Source organism: Citrobacter sp. Cu231 (assembly GCF_030332265.1).
Classification (GTDB): Bacteria; Pseudomonadota; Gammaproteobacteria; order Enterobacterales; family Enterobacteriaceae; genus Citrobacter; species Citrobacter meridianamericanus.
Window position 1 is genome coordinate 305,167 of the sequence record NZ_JAOWIE010000029.1, and the last position, 18,494, is coordinate 323,660.

Annotated in this window: 21 protein-coding genes; 7 read left to right on the forward strand and 14 right to left on the reverse strand. The window is 51.4% G+C overall.

All coding sequences use genetic code 11. From position 1 onward, the window contains the following. Positions 1-6: 6 nt before the first annotated feature. The 10 genes from hypA to OGY15_RS24785 form a co-directional block, all read right to left on the reverse strand. A complete protein-coding gene (gene hypA, locus OGY15_RS04500; protein ID WP_003024462.1) occupies positions 7-348 on the reverse strand; it encodes a hydrogenase maturation nickel metallochaperone HypA in 342 nt (113 codons plus the stop codon). Beyond that, positions 341-829, reverse strand: coding sequence for a hydrogenase-2 assembly chaperone (gene hybE, locus OGY15_RS04505; protein ID WP_151217711.1), 489 nt, complete (start codon positions 827-829; stop codon positions 341-343). Before hybE ends, hypA begins: the two co-directional genes overlap by 8 nt. Further along, positions 822-1,316, reverse strand: a complete 495-nt coding sequence (locus OGY15_RS04510; protein ID WP_286538504.1) for a HyaD/HybD family hydrogenase maturation endopeptidase — start codon at positions 1,314-1,316, stop codon at positions 822-824. The genes hybE and OGY15_RS04510 overlap by 8 nt, the downstream gene beginning before the upstream one ends. Beyond that, entirely contained in the window at positions 1,316-3,019 is a 1,704-nt protein-coding gene (hybC, locus tag OGY15_RS04515) for a hydrogenase 2 large subunit (protein WP_003024476.1), read from the reverse strand. Before hybC ends, OGY15_RS04510 begins: the two co-directional genes overlap by 1 nt. Next, complete coding sequence (gene hybB / locus OGY15_RS04520) at positions 3,016-4,194, reverse strand: Ni/Fe-hydrogenase cytochrome b subunit (protein ID WP_003024479.1); 1,179 nt, start codon at positions 4,192-4,194, stop codon at positions 3,016-3,018. The genes hybC and hybB overlap by 4 nt, the downstream gene beginning before the upstream one ends. Next, complete coding sequence (gene hybA, locus OGY15_RS04525) at positions 4,184-5,170, reverse strand: hydrogenase 2 operon protein HybA (RefSeq protein ID WP_187253248.1); 987 nt, start codon at positions 5,168-5,170, stop codon at positions 4,184-4,186. The genes hybB and hybA overlap by 11 nt, the downstream gene beginning before the upstream one ends. A gap of 2 nt (positions 5,171-5,172) precedes the next feature. After that, positions 5,173-6,291, reverse strand: a complete 1,119-nt coding sequence (hybO, locus tag OGY15_RS04530; protein ID WP_040233985.1) for a hydrogenase 2 small subunit — start codon at positions 6,289-6,291, stop codon at positions 5,173-5,175. 190 nt (positions 6,292-6,481) lie between these two features. Continuing rightward, complete coding sequence (locus OGY15_RS04535; RefSeq protein ID WP_151224347.1) at positions 6,482-6,769, reverse strand: DUF2623 family protein; 288 nt, start codon at positions 6,767-6,769, stop codon at positions 6,482-6,484. Between the two features lie 85 nt (positions 6,770-6,854). After that, positions 6,855-8,495, reverse strand: a complete 1,641-nt coding sequence (locus OGY15_RS04540) for a methyl-accepting chemotaxis protein (protein ID WP_187253249.1) — start codon at positions 8,493-8,495, stop codon at positions 6,855-6,857. A gap of 197 nt (positions 8,496-8,692) precedes the next feature. Beyond that, entirely contained in the window at positions 8,693-9,019 is a 327-nt protein-coding gene (locus OGY15_RS24785) for a dienelactone hydrolase family protein (RefSeq protein WP_502872268.1), read from the reverse strand. 89 nt (positions 9,020-9,108) lie between these two features. Here OGY15_RS24785 and OGY15_RS04550 point away from each other — a divergent pair, with 89 nt between their 5' ends. Further along, positions 9,109-10,149 (forward strand): aldo/keto reductase, encoded by a 1,041-nt coding sequence (locus OGY15_RS04550; RefSeq protein WP_187253250.1) that lies wholly within the window; start codon positions 9,109-9,111, stop codon positions 10,147-10,149. 69 nt (positions 10,150-10,218) lie between these two features. Here OGY15_RS04550 and OGY15_RS04555 read toward each other — a convergent pair whose 3' ends face one another. After that, positions 10,219-10,722 (reverse strand): ESA_00282 family adhesion-associated protein, encoded by a 504-nt coding sequence (locus OGY15_RS04555; protein WP_286538508.1) that lies wholly within the window; start codon positions 10,720-10,722, stop codon positions 10,219-10,221. A gap of 104 nt (positions 10,723-10,826) precedes the next feature. Here OGY15_RS04555 and OGY15_RS04560 point away from each other — a divergent pair, with 104 nt between their 5' ends. Together OGY15_RS04560 and OGY15_RS04565 are read left to right on the forward strand one after the other, a co-directional pair. Then, positions 10,827-11,231 carry a hypothetical protein gene (locus tag OGY15_RS04560; RefSeq protein ID WP_187253251.1) on the forward strand — a complete coding sequence of 135 codons (405 nt, stop codon included), beginning with the start codon at positions 10,827-10,829 and terminating at the stop codon, positions 11,229-11,231. 1 nt (position 11,232) lies between these two features. Continuing rightward, the gene (locus OGY15_RS04565; protein WP_187259009.1) at positions 11,233-11,640 is read left to right on the forward strand and encodes a cytoplasmic protein; all 408 of its coding nucleotides are present in this window, start codon (positions 11,233-11,235) and stop codon (positions 11,638-11,640) included. Between the two features lie 69 nt (positions 11,641-11,709). On the opposite strand, the gene exbD is transcribed toward OGY15_RS04565, so the two are convergent. Both exbD and exbB read right to left on the reverse strand, forming a co-directional pair. Next, positions 11,710-12,135 (reverse strand): TonB system transport protein ExbD, encoded by a 426-nt coding sequence (exbD, locus tag OGY15_RS04570; RefSeq protein WP_151217715.1) that lies wholly within the window; start codon positions 12,133-12,135, stop codon positions 11,710-11,712. A 6-nt stretch (positions 12,136-12,141) separates the two neighbouring features. Further along, complete coding sequence (gene exbB, locus OGY15_RS04575) at positions 12,142-12,876, reverse strand: tol-pal system-associated acyl-CoA thioesterase (RefSeq protein ID WP_151217716.1); 735 nt, start codon at positions 12,874-12,876, stop codon at positions 12,142-12,144. Between the two features lie 250 nt (positions 12,877-13,126). Between exbB and metC the strand changes: the two genes are divergently transcribed. Continuing rightward, complete coding sequence (gene metC, locus OGY15_RS04580) at positions 13,127-14,314, forward strand: cystathionine beta-lyase (RefSeq protein ID WP_252838758.1); 1,188 nt, start codon at positions 13,127-13,129, stop codon at positions 14,312-14,314. Positions 14,315-14,445: 131 nt separating this feature from the next. Continuing rightward, positions 14,446-15,105, forward strand: coding sequence for a DedA family general envelope maintenance protein YghB (gene yghB, locus OGY15_RS04585; protein ID WP_187253254.1), 660 nt, complete (start codon positions 14,446-14,448; stop codon positions 15,103-15,105). A gap of 90 nt (positions 15,106-15,195) precedes the next feature. Here yghB and OGY15_RS04590 read toward each other — a convergent pair whose 3' ends face one another. Further along, positions 15,196-16,095: an AraC family transcriptional regulator gene (locus OGY15_RS04590; protein WP_029139662.1), complete on the reverse strand. Its 900-nt coding sequence runs from the start codon at positions 16,093-16,095 to the stop codon at positions 15,196-15,198. Positions 16,096-16,288: 193 nt separating this feature from the next. On the opposite strand from OGY15_RS04590, the gene yqhD reads away from it, so the two are divergent. Together yqhD and dkgA are read left to right on the forward strand one after the other, a co-directional pair. Beyond that, entirely contained in the window at positions 16,289-17,452 is a 1,164-nt protein-coding gene (gene yqhD / locus OGY15_RS04595; protein ID WP_286538513.1) for an alcohol dehydrogenase, read from the forward strand. Positions 17,453-17,555: 103 nt separating this feature from the next. Continuing rightward, a complete protein-coding gene (gene dkgA / locus OGY15_RS04600) occupies positions 17,556-18,383 on the forward strand; it encodes a 2,5-didehydrogluconate reductase DkgA (protein WP_151217720.1) in 828 nt (275 codons plus the stop codon). Positions 18,384-18,494: the final 111 nt, after the last annotated feature.

Sequence of the window (18,494 nt, forward strand, 5' to 3'; positions counted from 1 at the left end):
TATGGGTTATTCGACTTCAATACTTTTCACTTTCAGTGAATCGCCCGCATCAACTCGCAGACGATCCCCCTGACAATGTGGGCACTGCGCATCATGCTGGGTGATTTCCACAACCTGACTGCAATCCCAGCACCATGCCTGGGCTGGCTTGTAATCAATATGCAGCTCACACCCTTGCGCCAGCGTCCCCTGACAGACGATGTCGAAACTGAAACGCACGGCGCTCTCTTCAACGCAGGAGAGCGCCCCGATTTCCAGCCAAACGCCGGTTACTCGTTTGACACCGTGCTGCTCTGCCTGCTGTTGAACAATCTCAACCGCGCTCTGACAAAGGGACAGCTCATGCATTTTCGCAGTTCCGACGACCCAGCAGCAGCGCGCGGCGATTGAGCTGCGGCGCATTTGGATCGCTCACCGGCAGCGATAACAGCATTCGCGCGCAATCGTCAGTCAAGCGTACGCCTTCCTGCGCCGACATATTGTGCGAAAGCGGTGACATCAGTGAACAGGAAAGGTATTGCGATACGCCCTCCAGTTCACCAACGGTAAAGGTCATCTCGCCATACGGCAGACGCAGCCCGATTTTTTCGCTGACTTTACGTACCGGCCAGATCTGGTCTGGTCCAGGGAAAATCAGTGCGCTGAGCATCCAGGGTGTGATAACACACCCCGTCCACTGCCCTTCAAACAGCGTAAAATCAGAGACATATACCGGCATGTTCGGATGCAGAAAAGAAAGATCGTGCATCGAGCGCCGGGCAACCTCTTCAAACGCTGCCTGAATCTGCATCTTCGGGGCCGTCTGAAAACCGACAAACTCCTCAGACATGAGCCGCCTCCCGAGGGATCGCTTCAACGCCTGATTCGCGAAGCGCGGCAAGAACCTGCTCAAGCGCAGGTTCAATCATCGCTTCGACCGTTGGCGTTAGCCCGATATGCGGCTCCAGCGATTCCGGAATAATGCCGACTAACGTCAGCTTTTTCGGAAACTCGCCGGTGAAACGCAGGGCCGACAAAACGTCGGCCAGGCCAAGCTGGTGCGGTGAGATTTTGTTGGTAAACAACGCCGGGATCTCTTCATCCCGCAGGACCATCATCGTTCCTGGCGTGTTTTTCTTCGACACAATAGCGTCAGCAATGATCAGATGATCTCTGTTCACCATATCGCCGAGAAGCTCCATCCCAGCCGTACCACCGTCCAGAACATCAACAAAGTCTGGCAGGATGTACCGTTGCTCTAATGCCTCAACGATACGTACCCCGATGGCTTCGTCGGTCAGCAAAATATTGCCGACCCCTAAGACTAATATCCGCATTACAGAACCTTAACTGAGACCACTTCGTTCCCGTCAACGTCCACCACATGCACCGCACATGACATACAAGGGTCGAAGGAGTGAATGGTACGAACCACTTCCAGCGGTTTGTTTGGATCGGCAATCGGCGTTCCTACCAGCGAGCGCTCATACGGTCCCACTTCATCATTAAAGTTACGTGGGCCAGAGTTCCAGGTTGACGGTACAACCGCCTGGTAGTTGCTGATAATGCCATCTTTAATCACCATCCAGTGAGACAGCATACCGCGCGGCGCTTCGAGGAAACCAACACCTTTGAATTCGCCCGTTGCCGGAATATCCGGTTTCACGAAGGTGGTGTGGTCGCCTTTACCGATGTTCACGATCAGCGCGTTGTACTGATCCTGCAGAACGTTCTGCAGTTCACAGCAGTGAACGGTACGACCAATAATACGGCCCAGCGTAGAGTGCAACTGCGACACTTCGATAGTTTTACCGGTCAGCTTGGTGTAAATCGCGATGATTTCATTCAGCTTGGCATGAGTAGACTCGCGTTTGGCCGCCAGTTTACACAACATGTTGGCCAGCGGCCCCACTTCAACCGTTTTACCGTAGAAGGTCGGCGCTTTAACCCAGGAGTACTTACCGTCATCTGACCAACCGGTGTAATCAGGAACCGTTGTACCTTCCCACGGAGCCTGCGGCGCTTCGTCTTTGTACCACGCGTGTTTCGCACTCTCCTGAATCCCTTTGATCAGGTACTCATCGGAGTGAGAGGTGATCGGACGATAGGTCGACAGATCTTCATTGGTGATGTAACCCCCCGGGAACAGGAAGCTGCCGTTTTTACCGTCAGTCGGGAATTCCGGTGCGCTCAGATAGTTAACCGCACCCTGACCACGTTCCAGCCACTCAGGATAGAACGCCGCAATAACCGCAGTATCTACCTTGTAAACCTGCTCAACGAAGTCGCTCAGCTTATCAATGAAAGACTTGATGTACATCAGGCGTTCAAGGTTCAGCACGCCAAGACCGTCGAGGTTAATTGGGTTAGCAACCCCCCCTACTGCCAGGTTCTGGATGTGCGGCGTTTTACCGCCCAACAGCGCCACAACGCGGTTGGCATCACGCTGGCATTCCAGTGCCTGCAGGTAGTGAGCGACCGCAATCAGGTTCACTTCCGGCGGCAGTTGCATTGCCGGGTGACCCCAGCAACCGTTGGCAAAAATACCTAACTGACCGCTGGCAACAAGGTCTTTAATCTTGTTCTGAACCTTAGTGAACTCTTCTGCGCTGTTCAGGTGCCAGGAGGACACACCGTTCAGCATGGCAGACGCTTTCGCTGGATCGGCCTTCAGCGCAGAGGTGATATCCACCCAGTCCAGCGCTGAGAGCTGATAGAAGTGAACAATATGGTCATGCGTGGTGTGCGCGGCCAGAATGATGTTACGGATATACTGTGCGTTTACCGGAACATCAATATTCAGCGCGCTTTCTGCAGCACGAACGGAAGAGATAGCGTGAGTGGTCGTACAAACGCCACAGATACGCTGCACAATCATCCAGGCATCGCGCGGATCGCGGTTTTTCACGATCTCTTCCATGCCGCGCCACATGGTACCGGAAGCCCATGCTTTAGATACCACGCCATTTTCGATTTCGCAGTCGATGCGTAAATGACCCTCAATACGGGTTACCGGATCAATAGTAATTCTCTGGCTCATGCTTTGCTCGCCTCATGACGATTTTGATCGTTTTGTTTTAAAGGAGGAAGTATCGGCAGTAGACGAATGAGTACGATGTATGCACAAATCTCAATAGCCACAAAACCAATAGAAATCAACAGTTCTTCCCAGGTCGGGAAGTAGTGGTAGCCACCACCAGGATTGAACGCCACCAGCGAATAAGACAGACGCCATGTCGCACAACCCAGCAATGCGCTCAGCGCAGACAGATACAGCATGCGCGAGTCGTTACGCAGCTTAGTGACGCGCAGCACCACCAGCGGGAAGACCATCAGCACGACCTCAAGCCAGAACATGGCTGAGTAGAAATCGCCTGCAAACGCATACGACAGCTTGTCGCGATAGATCAGTTCGCCAAAGCGCAGAACCACGAAAATCGCCAACAGCACGCTGATGGTGTTCGTCAGCTTGATGAACAAACTTTTCTCGTCAGGGCCGTTACCTTTCAGACCAGCTTGTACTAACGAGCCTTCAAAGATGACGATCGAGAAGCCCATTATAAAGGCGGTTAATACCGAGAAAAGTGGCAACATTTCATAAGCTTGCCAGAGCGGATGCACCTTATAACCCGCAGAAATCATCAATGAACCCATTGAAGACTGGTGCATGGTTGGCAGCAGCGCGCCGAGGGCAATAACAAAGAACATCACTTTATTCAAACGCTTGAGAGAAACTTTCCACCCAAGACGTTCAAACAGAGCCGGAGCAAATTCCAGCGCCATGATGCCGATATAGATGGTCATACAGACCGCCGTTTCGAACAGTACCGAGTTCACATTGAAATGACCCGGAATGTAGAAATACGGCAGGTTCCAGTAACGACCGACGTCAATGGTGATCGACAGACCGCCCAGCGAGTAGCCAAACAGGCTCGCCAGCAGCGCCGGACGTACCAGCGGATGGTATTGTCCTCTGTTGAAAACATACACCGCCCACGCCAGCGCCCAACCGCCGCACGCAAAGCCAGTACCAATCAACAGGTCAAACGCGATCCATACACCCCATGGGAAACCGCCGTTCAGATCGGAGACTGAACCCAATCCGAAGACCAGACGTTTCACGATCAGGAGCATGCACAGGACGATAAGCGGCCCAAAAATAATGACCGGTTTGCTGATTATTTTTCCGCCCAGCGGTTTAGGATCATGACTCATGATCGTCTCCTCCATCGTGATGGTCGTTTTTCGTGTTACGACGAACCAGCACGGTTAAGCCCGCCAGCGCAGCCAGGGGTAGTATCATGCCCTTGTACAGGGAATGTTGAACATGTTCGGAACGCGCACCGGTTGAAAGATCATCCAGTTTCGGAAGATCCAAATCCTCGTAAGGAACACCCGTCAGCACCATAACCTGCGTACCACCACCCTCATTCTCACCGTACAGATGGGGGTAATACTTCGGTACCGTATGCAGGTAGGTATCGCCTGCTTTCACCGTTTGACGCGGATAGTGGTATTCGCTGCCAGGCTTCAGCGCGAGACGTTTTTTCGCCTCAGCCATCAGCTCTTCACGGGTACCAAAAATCACCGCACCGGCAGGACACACTTCAACACAACCCGGTAAACCGCCTTTGTCCAGACGCTCAACGCCTTTCTGGTTACAGAGTTCACATTTGTGAAGCGCACCAAACGGGTTGTTGTAGTCGTACTTAGGCACGTTGTACGGGCAGGCAACCATGCAGTAACGACAGCCTGTACAGACATCTTTGTCATAGTGGACGATGCCGGTTTTCGGATCTTTCTTCAGCGCGGAGACCGGGCAAACGGAGACGCAGTTCGGATCGACACAGTGCATGCACTGTTTCTTAATATATGCGTAGCCATTTTCTTCCTGGTCTTTGTTCACACCTGTTCCGCTACGCCACACCTGGATGATGTTATTGGTATACGGAGACAGTTTGTCGTTGTTCGACCAGGTCTGCTCGCCTTCCGGGTTACGCGCCGGGAAGTTGATATCCTGACACTTGGTGACACAGGCCTGGCAGCCTACGCACAGCGTCGAGTCATAGAGCATCCCCAAAGAACCAGGGATCGGCGGACGGTTTTCTGCAGCCGCATGGCTGATGGACGGCGCGGCGCCCAACAGCAATGCCCCGCTGGAGGCTGCTTTAATAAAGTTACGTCTGTTCACGGTTATTCTCCCCGTGAGTCAGCGTTATCTTTCTTCTGCTGACGCCCCAGTTCACGAACCGCCATCACGCTGACACCGGCAACCAGTCCTACTACGCCGCCAAGCAGCCCAATCGCTCCGGCAGAAACATTGCCGCCTTCTTTCATATTGACGTCAGGTTTCTCGGAACGTGGCGTTTGGTTTTCTACATGAGCAAGCTGGTGAATACCTTTATGGAAACCGACGCCTTCTTCGTTACAGCCGTAGCAAGGGTGACCGATAGCCACCGGCCACACGCCACCAACATCGCAGAATTGCAGCGTTGAACAGTTACCGTAGGTTTCTGGTCCTTTACAGCCCAGATGGTAGAGGCACCAACCTTCACGGTGGCCTTCATCGCCAAACTCTTTCGCAAAACGGCCAGCATCGAAGTGCGGGCGACGTTCGCAGTGTTCGTGAATCAAACGGCCATAGGCGAATGTCGGACGGTTTTTGGTATCCAGCTTCGGCGGCTTACCGTAAGTGATGATATGCGCGACCGTTGCAAGGAAGTTATGTGGGTTCGGCGGACAGCCGGGGATGTTGATAATGGTTTTGCCTGGCAGAACTTCCTGCAAGCCGACTGCACCCGTTGGGTTAACGCCAGCGGCAGCAACACCACCCCACGCGGCGCAAGAGCCGATGGCAATGATAGCGGCAGCGCCTTCAGCGGCCCGGCGGATGTGATCCACGATCGGCTCACCGGCAACCATGCAATAAATACCATTATCTTTTAGTGGGATAGAACCATCTACAACTAAAACATATTGCCCTTTGTACTTCTCCAGAGCGTTATGTTTATTCTCTTCAACCTGGTGGCCGAAGGCGGCAGAGAGTACCTCATGGTATTCGAGAGAGATGGTCTCCAGAACGAGGTTTTCCACTGTAGGGTGTGTCGCGCGAAGCAGCGATTCAGTACAACCCGTACACTCCTGAGCACCAATCCAGATAACTGGTGGGCGCTGAGGACGAGAAACTGATTCGGCCATTTCTGCGGCGGCTTTGCTACTGAGCCCCATGGTAGCGGCCAGTGCTGCACAAAGCTTCATGAAATCACGGCGATTGATGCCGTTCGAATTGATGAGAGAGTTATCTCCAGTCATTTTATAGTTATTCCGTTGCGAAGACCTGGCTTTTTATTTTGCACCATTCGCATGTTGCATATTGCGATCGGCGCGCCATTTACCACACTTTTTATATGGTTATGTGCGATATATTACTTCGACGGAGCAACAAAACGAAGGTGTTGGTCAATAGTGTAATTAATTAAAGCAACGGAATACCCCTTTCGGATCAAGCTTCGAGCCGATAGCCAGCCATGAAAAACCGAATTGTCGTACTGGACTGGTTCTCTTTAAAGAAATCCATCACCATCTCTTTATCCAGGCCATAGCGGCGCGTGAGGATGCCCGCCTCCCACGCGCTAAGCTGCCGATCGCCCGTTTTTTCAAACATACGATGTGAAAATCCCAGTATAAAACCGCGTTTATAATCAGCACAAAAATTGGCCACCATACGGGCGCTATCCGCGCTTGACGCGTTTAATCCGGCCATCAGACCTTTTCCAAAATGATTGTCCATGCGTAACCCCCAATCGCTATATAATAAATTATATAGCGATTTTTTAAGCAAAGGCCAGAGGTTTCACGTACTTTTTTGCGCCTGCTTAAAAGGACACCCACTCGTCCGTTTTGGCGGCCGCAGACGTTTTGCTGTCTGCTGAAGGGGAAGTGGTATTCGCAGCAGCGTATTGCACATCATTCGCAGACAGGCGGAACTGTTGCACCGAGCGTTGCAGCTCTTCCGTTTGTCGTTCCAGCGCCACAGCCGCGGCAGAGACTTGCTCAACCAATGCAGCGTTCTGTTGCGTGACGCTATCCATCTGGGTGATCGCCACACTCACCTGCGAGATGCCCTTGTTCTGTTCTTCCGAGGCAGAGGCAATTTGTTTCATGATAACGGTCACTTCGGTGGCACCGCGGAGAATTGCCTCCATGGTTAATCCCGTCTCTTTAACCAGACGAGCGCCCTGATCGACACGACGCGACGATTCGCCAATCAGCGTCTCAATTTCTTTCGCCGCTCCGGCGCTCCGGCTGGCAAGGTTACGTACTTCACCAGCAACGACGGCAAAACCACGTCCCTGCTCGCCCGCTCTGGCAGCTTCAACTGCGGCGTTAAGCGCCAGAATGTTGGTCTGGAAAGCAATACTGTTAATAACAGACGTAATTTCGGCGATCTGTTTCGAGCTGGCGGCAATGCCATCCATCGTCTCAACCACTTCAGAAACCAGCGTGCTGCCTTTACCTGCCGTCTCTGTCGCCGTATCGGCAAGCTGGCTGGCCTCACGCGCATTTTCGGCGTTAAGTTTTACCGTGGCGGTCAGTTGCTCCATGCTGGCAGCGGTCTCTTCCAGCGCCGCAGCCTGCTCTTCAGTACGTGAGGAGAGATCGTTATTACCGGTGGAAATTTCCGTAGCTCCTCGCCAGATGTTGTCACTACCTGAACGAATGGTACTGACGGCTTCGCGCAGGCTGTCCTGCATCGCGCATAGTAACGGCACCAGTTGGCCCACGCAGTTACGCCCAAAATCTTCAATAGGATGGCTGAGATCGCCCTGCGCAATCTGTTGGAACTGCTGACGGATGCGTCCCAGAGGTTTCACCATCATGGCGACGAGGTAACGGTCGGTAAAGAACAGTAGGGCAATACCGAGGATCACGGCAGTAATAATTAACGTCCGGATGATAGACGTTTTGCCATCGACCATAACACGGGTGGTATCAAGCCGCTCTCCTGCCGTGGCGTTAAAACGTTCGGCACTGGCGCCAAATTCACGGCTCAGCGCTGGCGTTATGGTGCTGGCATGTTCCGCAAAGGCCGTGAGCGTGCCCTGCTTTGCCAGCTGCATTTGCGGGATCACGCCATTGTCCAGCAGCGCCTGCCACTTCGTCAGTACCGCCGCGGCAACTTCCGGATCCATGGGGCCTGGAGACAATGTTTTCATCTCCTGGAGTTTTTTGCTCATGTTCTCAAGGGACTGCTGCGCCGGCGCAAAATCAGGCGTTCCGCCACTCATTTTGACGTCCATGGCGCGACTTAACCGCGTAACGAAGCGAAAGTACTGATCGTTCCCCTGACTGAGCACCGTCATCTGATGGACGAGATGACGGTCAATATCATTGCCTTCAGATATTTTTGATAAAGAATGAAGACTGAATAAACCCACGCCCGACCAGAGCAGGCAAAAAAGTCCTAGTATTGCCAACATGACAATACGAATAGTGAAGTTTTTCAGCAAACGCATAATAATTTCCTTGCCGTTGATGAGGAATTCGCCATCAGGCGATACTTATCCTTGTTATCGGCAGGCAACAGAGAAGATATAATGCGTTCTTTATTTTTTTACTTTCTTAAGTACATTCAATATCTATTTACACTATATCAACATGAATGCTAATGAAATTAGCTAGCATTACTATTCAGATGATTAGCCTGAATCATTTAATAATCCTTTGTTTTATATCGTAAATATTCATTAAACCATGTAAGAGTGCGTTTCCAGGATAAATCAGCAGCAGTGTTATCATAACGTGGTGTCGAATCATTATGAAAACCATGATTAACGCCGGGATAGATATATGCCTCATAGACTCTCTTATTGGCCTTGAGTGCCTCCTCATAAGCAGGCCCCTCGTTAATTCGGATACCATCATAGTAATCGAGCAACTCTTGTGGAAAGTCTTTCGCAGTTAAACGCGGCATGGCAGCGCTCCTGATTGATGTTTTTATACGCAAAACACAGTGGTCTGTTTTTACCCAGTTTTTCATCCCAGTGTGACCTGGTGAACGGGATCTTCAGCGGGAACCCGCTAGAATAGAAACGTTGTTTCGAAATTCACCTGCACTAAGGAGATCTCATGGCCTGGTTTGCCAATCCTGAACGTTACGAGCAGATGCTCTATCGTTACTGTGGGCGCAGCGGTTTGCGTTTACCCGCGCTATCGCTGGGTTTATGGCACAGTTTTGGGCACGTTCAGGCGCTGGATTCACAGCGCGCCCTGCTGCGTAAAGCATTTGATTTAGGCATCACGCATTTTGATTTAGCCAATAACTATGGACCGCCTCCGGGCAGCGCAGAAGAGAATTTTGGCCGATTACTGCGCGAGGATTTTGCACAATATCGTGATGAGCTGATCATCTCCAGCAAAGCAGGCTATGACATGTGGCCAGGTCCATACGGTTCTGGCGGTTCGCGCAAATACCTGCTCGCCAGCCTCGACCAGAGCCTGAAACGCATGGGCCTCGACTATGTCGATATCTTCTACTCACACCGCGTTGACGAAAATACGCCAATGGAAGAGACCGCCTCAGCCCTGGCCCATGCGGTGCAAAGCGGTAAAGCGCTGTATGTCGGTATCTCATCCTATTCCCCGGAGCGTACGCAGAAAATGGCCGAGCTGATGCGGGAGTGGAAAATTCCGTTGCTGATCCACCAGCCTTCTTACAACCTGCTTAACCGCTGGGTAGACAGTAGCGGTTTGCTGGATACACTGGAATCCAACGGCATGGGCTGTATCGCATTTACGCCGTTGGCCCAGGGGCTGCTGACGGGGAAATACCTCAACGGCATTCCGGAAGGTTCACGCATGCAACGTGAAGGGAAAAAAGCCCGTGGGCTGACGGAAAACATGCTGACGGAAGAAAATCTTACCAGCCTGCGTTTGCTCAATGAGATGGCGCAACAGCGAGGACAGTCGATGGCGCAAATGGCCTTAAGCTGGCTGCTGAAAGACAACCGGGTGACTTCGGTATTAATTGGCGCCAGCCGGCCGGAGCAACTGGAGGAAAACGTTCAGGCGTTGGCGAACCTGACGTTCAGTGCCGAAGAACTGGCGCAGATCGATAAGCACGTCGCAGACGGTAAGCTGAACCTGTGGCAGGCCTCATCGGACAAATAGCTGTTTATCACTCCGTGCCGGAAGGTGTCGTTAACCTCCCCGGCACGTAATGCAGACCCGACAGTCCCCTCACACTTCTTCCGCGTTGATCTCCGGGCGTTGATACTCCGGCCAGACCAGCGCGACAAGTGCAGGATAAGCCTCAAGACTGAACTCCCTGAAGCACTGACGCAGGTTGAGCACGTCCAGGTCAGCATGCGGGACCTTCTCACCGCTCAAACAGCGTTTTTTAATATTGTCGTAATATTTATACACCGCAGAGTTGAGGTCGCTGCAACGCCGCTGTGCATCAAATAATCCAGGAATCTCATTCAACTCCACCATTGTCATCAGTTTGATCGTGGAGTGGATAAAATCGATATATTCGTGATTAACGCGCCAATACCAGACTGGGGTAATCGAATTCATCAATACCGAGAAATGGTCCTCGCCTTCTTCTTTACTCAGCATTTCCGGCTGGTTTTCAGAATGTCCATTTTCTGCATATCGGTTTTTATTTACACTGCGCATTAAAAAAAGTACCCCGCAGGTCAGCAATAGCAGGGTTATAACAGAATAAAATATACTGTTCATATACTGGCTCCATTTTTTTTGATTTTAAAATTACGCCATGCTATTGTCAACGCGGCCTGATTTATTTAAAACAACATATCATTGGCATCAAAGGATATTTCAACATGCTTCCTGAGCATCTTGTTCCCTCGCATTTTCACTTATCCAGTCCATCTACCAATACTGAACCCGTAGATAATAGTGAAAATTTGAATCAGGGAAAGAGAACGTTAAGCGATTACGAACCCGATATTTTGATTAGCGCTACAGCTACCGGTCAGGCACGCAATATGTTATTTGAAGAGTGTGATCGTCATTTAAAAGAGCGTTTGTTTCGTGCCGCGAAAATTGAGTCATTCACTCGCTTGCTCAATTCACTACAAGCAGAAGGCGACATTAACGCTCAAGAATTAAGTAAAATTTTGTCCACAAAAACAGCTATCATAAATGAGCAAGGTAATAAAATTTGGCTTAATTTAATCACACGTGAAACCAGCGATCCTATTTTTTATTCTCTGGAAAAGAAATAAAATGAAAGATATTGAGGATAATAATGTTTATTTGGCTTTAGATGACCATAAAAGCGATGAGTTTGTCTTAAAGCAAAATTTAGCCGTGTTGATTGCCAATAAAAACGCGACGCTGGAAAGCGTCGCTCAGGAGATTGTTTCTATCCCCGCCGCGCTGGTACGAATGAAATGGCAAAATCGCCGTGAGATTTATGCGCTACAAGCTAAAGAAGAGATCTACGGCGCCGCCATTGAGGCCATTATGGAACAGCAACCGGAACTGCGGGACAAAATAATGACCCGGCTGGAAAGCGCATATCAGCATATTCTCAGGCGAGAAACAGCCACCCTTCGCCTGACGCGTAAACTGTCTGAAGGCAACTACGAGCCAACCAGGATAACGACAGTCGCCCTGGATGAAGACAGATAAGGGCGAGTGGAGAACGTTGAATCAGGAGCTGCAGGCCGGGTAAGGCCCCCCCTCACCCGGCAATGAGGATTACTTCGCTTTTACAGTCTCTTCACCAACCAGACCAATCTTCAGGAACCCCGCCTGATGCAAAGCATCCATAACCTTCATCATGGTCTCATAATCGACGGTTTTATCCGCACGGAAGAAGATCGTAGTGTCTTTCTTGCCATCAGTCAGCGTATTTAACTCGCTAATCATGGTATCGTCCGTCACCTGGTTGTTGCCAATAAACATACTCTTATCGGCTTTCACAGACAGGTAAACCGGTTTTTCCGGACGCGGTTGCGGTGTGCTGGTGGAAGCAGGGAGATTCACCTTCACATCCACCGTTGCCAACGGCGCAGCCACCATAAAGATGATCAATAAAACCAACATAACGTCGATAAACGGCGTCACGTTTATTTCATGCATTTCACCGTTATCGTCCAGGTTTTCATTAAAGCTCATTGCCATGGAACATTATCCTACACGTAATTTCTGCGCAGCACGTACCGGATGCGCGGATGCGCTAGCGTTCAGGTCGAGATCGCGACTTTGCAGCAACAGCACCTGCGCCGCGACATCGCCCAGCATCGCTTTATAGCTGCCAATCTGACGTGCGAAAACGTTATAGATAACAACTGCAGGAATTGCTGCAACCAGACCAATCGCGGTGGCTAACAGCGCTTCTGCGATACCCGGCGCAACAACGGCCAGGTTGGTCGTTTGGGTTTGCGCGATCCCGATGAAGCTATTCATGATGCCCCATACCGTACCGAACAGCCCGACGAACGGAGAGATAGCCCCGATGGTCGCCAGGTATCCGTTACCGCGCCCCATATGACGCCCTACCGCCGCGACGCGACGCTCCAGACGGAAACCAGTACGTTCTTTAATACCTTCGTTGTCGTCGCTACCTTCAGACAGTTCCAGCTCATTCTGCGCCTCGTTAATCAACAGCGCGCCCAGGCTTTTGCCATCGAATCCTGCGGCAATCTCACTTGCCTGGTCTAAAGAGCGAGCATCCACCAGCAGTTGCTGCTCGCGCTTAAGGCGGCGTTTCTGAGTAAAGAACTCAAGGCTCTTACTAAAGAAAATTGCCCAGGTGACCACTGACGCCAAAATCAGCCCAATCATCACGCACTTAACCACGATATCGGCGTGCTGATACATACCCCAGACGGAAAGGTCCGTCTGCATCAAATTATTACCCACTCTGTATCTCCAGGACGCAAGTCACAAAATCTGTGCGTAATGATATCAAAACGACGTCGAATTGATAGTCGTTCTCATTACTATTTACATAGTGCCGCACCTTTGGTTTCTTTTCCTTGCGCTTACGCAGTAAAAAAGTCACCAGACGCAGTTTGAGATTATTTTCTACTGTATGCCTGTTCTGCGGGATGCGTCATCTTTGATTCATGGTAGTTTAGACATCCAGACGTATAAAAACAGGTCAAACAACATGGCAGATAAACAACTTGAAACCAAACTTGTGCATGCAGGGCGCAGTAAAAAGTACACGCTGGGCTCGGTAAATAGCGTGATCCAGCGCGCTTCTTCGCTGGTTTTTGACACCTTAGAGGCCAAAAAACAGGCTACCCATAACCGGGCTAACGGCGCACTTTTTTACGGACGTCGCGGAACCCTGACGCATTTCTCCCTGCAGGAGGCGATGTGTGAACTGGAAGGCGGGGCAGGTTGCGCCTTATTCCCCTGCGGCGCGGCAGCCGTGGCAAACACCATCCTCGCTTTTGTGGAGCAAGGCGATCATGTGCTGATGACCAACACCGCCTATGAACCCAGCCAGGATTTCTGCACAAAAATTCTCGGCAAGCTTGGCGTGTCCACCGGCTGGTTCGATCCGCTGGTTGGCGCCGATATAGTGAAGCACATGCAGCCGAACACCAAAGTCGTATTTTTGGAATCGCCCGGCTCTGTCACCATGGAAGTGCATGATGTTCCGGCTATTGTTGCCGCCGTCAGAAGCGTTGCACCTGACGCGATCATCATGATTGATAACACCTGGGCTGCCGGGGTGCTGTTCAAAGCGCTGGATTTTGGCATCGATGTTTCTATTCAGGCTGGCACCAAATATCTGATTGGTCATTCCGATGGCATGGTCGGCACGGCGGTATCCAATGCCCGCTGCTGGGATCAACTGCGCGAAAATGCGTATCTGATGGGACAAATGTTGGATGCCGATACTGCCTATATGACCAGCCGTGGACTGCGTACGCTGAGCGTACGCCTGCGTCAGCATCATGAAAGCAGCGTAAAGGTTGCCGAATGGCTGGCCAGCCATCCGCAGGTCGCCCGCGTGAACCACCCAGCGCTGCCCGGCAGTAAGGGTCACGAATTCTGGAAGCGTGATTTCACCGGCAGCAGCGGTCTGTTCTCGTTCGTATTGAATAAGAAACTCAATCATGAGGAGCTGAGCGCGTATATGGATCACTTCAACCTGTTCAGCATGGCTTACTCCTGGGGCGGCTTTGAGTCGTTGATTCTCGCTAATCAGCCGGAGCACATTGCGGCAATTCGTCCACAAGGCGAGGTGGACTTCAGTGGAACGCTCATCCGTCTGCATATCGGTTTAGAGAATGTTGACGATCTGATTGCCGATTTAGCCGCAGGATTTGCCCGAATCGAGTAAAATTGCCCTAGATGGACATATATGCAGACACTTCTGGTGGAAAAGTCTGCAATTGTTGCGTCCGGGATCAAGGCATCCCGGACAATTCAGGAGTACAATCCACACATAAACGCTGTTCCACAGGAAAGTCCATGGTAGTCATTCAAGATATTGTCTCCGCGCTCTGGCAACACGATTTTGCCGCGCTGGCGGATCCACACGTTGTGAGCGTGGTGTACTTCGTTATGTTCGCCACACTGTTTTTAGAAAATGGCCTGCTGCCCGCCTCCTTTTTACCCGGAGACAGCCTGTTATTGCTGGCAGGTGCACTGATCGCTCAGGACGTGATGAGTTTTTTACCTACCATAGCTATTCTGACCGCCGCAGCCAGTCTGGGCTGCTGGCTGAGCTACATTCAGGGACGATGGCTGGGCAACACGCGGACGGTAAAAGGCTGGCTGGCGCAATTACCTGAAAAGTATCATCAGCGTGCCACTTGTATGTTTGATCAACATGGGTTGATGGCGCTGCTGGCCGGACGCTTTCTGGCATTCGTTCGTACCCTGCTGCCAACAATGGCGGGTATTTCAGGGCTTCCTAATCGTCGATTCCAGTTTTTTAACTGGCTGAGCGGACTGCTGTGGGTCACGGTCGTCACCGGCTTCGGCTATGCGCTGAGCATGATCCCGTTCGTCAAACGCCATGAAGATCAGGTGATGACCTTTTTAATGATCCTGCCGATTGCCCTGTTAACTGCAGGTCTGTTGGGAACGCTGTTCGTGGTGATTAAAAAAAAATACTGTAGCGCCTGAATCGCATCCGTAGGCCGGATACTCTCCGGCATTTCGCCTTATAGCACGCAGCTTTAAGGCGTACGGTGTACCTGTCAGGCCGACAAGAAGTCAACTCCCCTGCATCATTCTTATTCTGGCCGCATCCTCTCCCGGCGTTACGCCAAAGAAACGTTTAAACTCACGACTGAATTGCGATGCGCTCTCATAGCCGACACGCATGGCGGCCGCGCTGGCCTTCATTCCGTCGTGGATCATCATCATCCGTGCTTTATGCAGCCGATAACTCTTGAGATATTGCAGCGGCGATGTGCTGGTCACCGCTTTAAAATTATGATGAAACGCCGACACGCTCATGTTCGCTTCTGCCGCCAGCTGTTCTACATTGAGGTTTTCGGTGTATTTGGTTTCAATTCGCTTCAACACCCGGCTTATCAAACTGAAATGCGTCTGGCGACTAACCAGCGCAAGTAACGCGCCGCCACGCGGCCCGGTCAGCACATGGTAGAGGATCTCGCGAATGATCTGTTTTCCCAGAATACGCGCATCCAGCGGCCGCTCCATCACATCCAGCAGACGCTCAGCGGCACAGAGAATTTCGTCAGAGAGCGTCGCGGAGTTGATCCCGCTCGCCGCCATGGCGGGCTGGAACAGCTCGTCTTCCCCAATGTCCATCAACAGCTCCTGCAATTGCAGAATATCGACATTCAGGTAAATACCGGCCAGTGGAACCTCCGGCGTCGCATACGTTTCACATTCAAAGGGTAAAGGTACTGTCAGCAACAGATATTCGTTGGCGTCATAACGAAATACGCGTTCATTGATATAACCAATTTTATGCCCCGAAAAGAGAAATATGATGCCAGGCTGATACATCACCGGTGTACGCGCCGCTGGCTCAGTACCGTGGAGCAGACGAACATCTGGCAGCAGTTCGCTGAGTTTATTTTCATTATTTTTCAACTGCTTAATTTTATCTGTCAGCAGAAGGCAGATCTCATCACGGTTCATAGAGCACCAGTTCATCATCGGTTTGTAACTCTGCCATAATGCGCAGATTTATACTTTTTCTCCAGTCGTCTGTAGAAATGGGCAAGACATCGGCAGAAATGAGCATTGAGAGCTACGCGACTGACGACCACAATGTTCATCATCCGGCAGATACTCTCCTGCCCTCTTTTTTACCCACATAAGGGAACGAGCAATGAACAATTTTAATCTCCATACCCCAACCCGCATTCTGTTTGGTAAAGGCGCAATTGCACAGTTGCGCGATCAAATCCCTCAGGACGCTCGCGTACTGGTTACCTACGGCGGCGGCAGCGTGAAAAAAACCGGCGTTCTGGCACAGGTTCAGGACGCGCTAAAAGGTCTGGACGTGATTGAGTTTGGCGGTATTGAGCCGAACCCGTCTTATGAAACGCTAATGAACGCGGTAAAAATCGTACGTGATGAGAAAGTGACGTTCCTGCTGGCGGTGGGCGGTGGTTCAGTGCTGGATGGCACCAAATTCATCGCGGCTGCGGCACAGTACGCGGACGGCGTTGATCCATGGCGTATTCTGGAAACCCACGGTAATGACGTAATAAGCGCCATCCCGATGGGCTCCGTATTAACCCTGCCAGCTACCGGCTCTGAATCTAACTCCGGTGCGGTAATTTCACGTAAAACAACTGGCGATAAACTGGCCTTTATGACCCCGTTTGTGCAGCCGGTATTTGCCGTGCTGGATCCGGTTTACACCTATACACTGCCGCCGCGTCAGGTTGCTAACGGTGTCGTGGATGCGTTCGTTCATACCGTTGAGCAGTATGTGACCTATCCGGTCGACGGGAAAATTCAGGATCGCTTTGCCGAAGGCATTCTGCTGACGCTTATCGAAGAAGGCCCGAAAGCATTGCAGGAGCCGGAAAATTACAACGTCCGTGCAAACGTCATGTGGGCGGCAACCCAGGCACTCAACGGCCTGATTGGTGCAGGCGTACCACAGGACTGGGCAACGCATATGCTGGGTCACGAACTGACCGCAATGCATGGTCTCGATCATGCCCAAACGTTGGCCATCGTTCTGCCAGCGCTGTGGAATGAAAAACGCGATGCCAAGCGCGCCAAATTGCTGCAGTATGCTGAACGCGTGTGGAATATCACCGAAGGAAGCGATGACCAGCGCATCGATGCCGCCATTGCAGCAACCCGCGCTTTCTTCGAGCAAATGGGCGTACCGACTCGCCTGTCTGACTACGGTCTGGACGGCAGTTCTATCCCGGCGTTACTGGAAAAACTGGAAGCCCATGGTAATACAAAACTGGGAGAACATCAGGACATTACGCTCGACGTCAGCCGTCGGATTTACGAAGCTGCCCGCTAAGGTTTTTTGACCTCCACCTTTCGTTTTTGGGTATTTATACCAGGCTTAAGTCACACCTATGTCACCGGAGTATGTTCCGGTGACAGACATTAAGGGGGGAATTATGACCACTCCAACCATTATAAAACTACAGGATGGCAACGTCATGCCACAACTGGGCCTGGGGGTCTGGAAGGCAAGCAACGAAGAAGTCATCACCGCCATTCATAAAGCGCTGGAAGTGGGGTATCGCTCAATCGATACCGCGGCAGCGTACAAAAATGAAGAAGGTGTCGGCAAAGCAATACGCGATGCAGGCGTGCCGCGGGAAGCGTTATTCATTACCACTAAGCTGTGGAATGATGACCAGAAACGCCCCCGGGAAGCCTTACTCGAAAGCATGGAGAAACTCCAGCTTGATTACCTCGATCTGTATCTGATGCATTGGCCCGTTCCGGCGATCGACCACTACGTTGAAGCGTGGGAAAGCATGATAGACCTGCAAAAAGAAGGGCTGATTAAGAGCATCGGCGTGTGCAACTTTCAGATCAACCATCTCCAGCGGCTAATGGATGAAACCGGCGTACCTCCGGTGATTAATCAGATAGAACTTCACCCGCTCATGCAACAACGCCAACTGCACGCCTGGAACGCCACACATAAAATCCAGACCGAATCCTGGAGTCCACTGGCACAGGGCGGCAAAGATGTCTTCGATCAAAAGATAATCCGTGACCTCGCAGAGAAATATGGCAAATCACCCGCGCAGATTGTCATCCGCTGGCATCTGGATAGCGGCCTGGTGGTGATTCCGAAATCGGTCACCCCTGCGCGTATCGTAGAAAACTTTAACGTCTGGGACTTCCGCCTGGATAAAGATGAATTAGGCGAAATCGCGAAACTCGATCAGGGTAAACGTCTGGGACCCGATCCAGACCAGTTCGGCGGTTAACCCCTTCCTTCCAGCCCGACACTCTCGTCGGGCCTTTTCTGATTTGAAATATCAGGAAACAATTCACACACATATATTGATGTATTTCTTGCAATCCCTGGAGCAGCATTA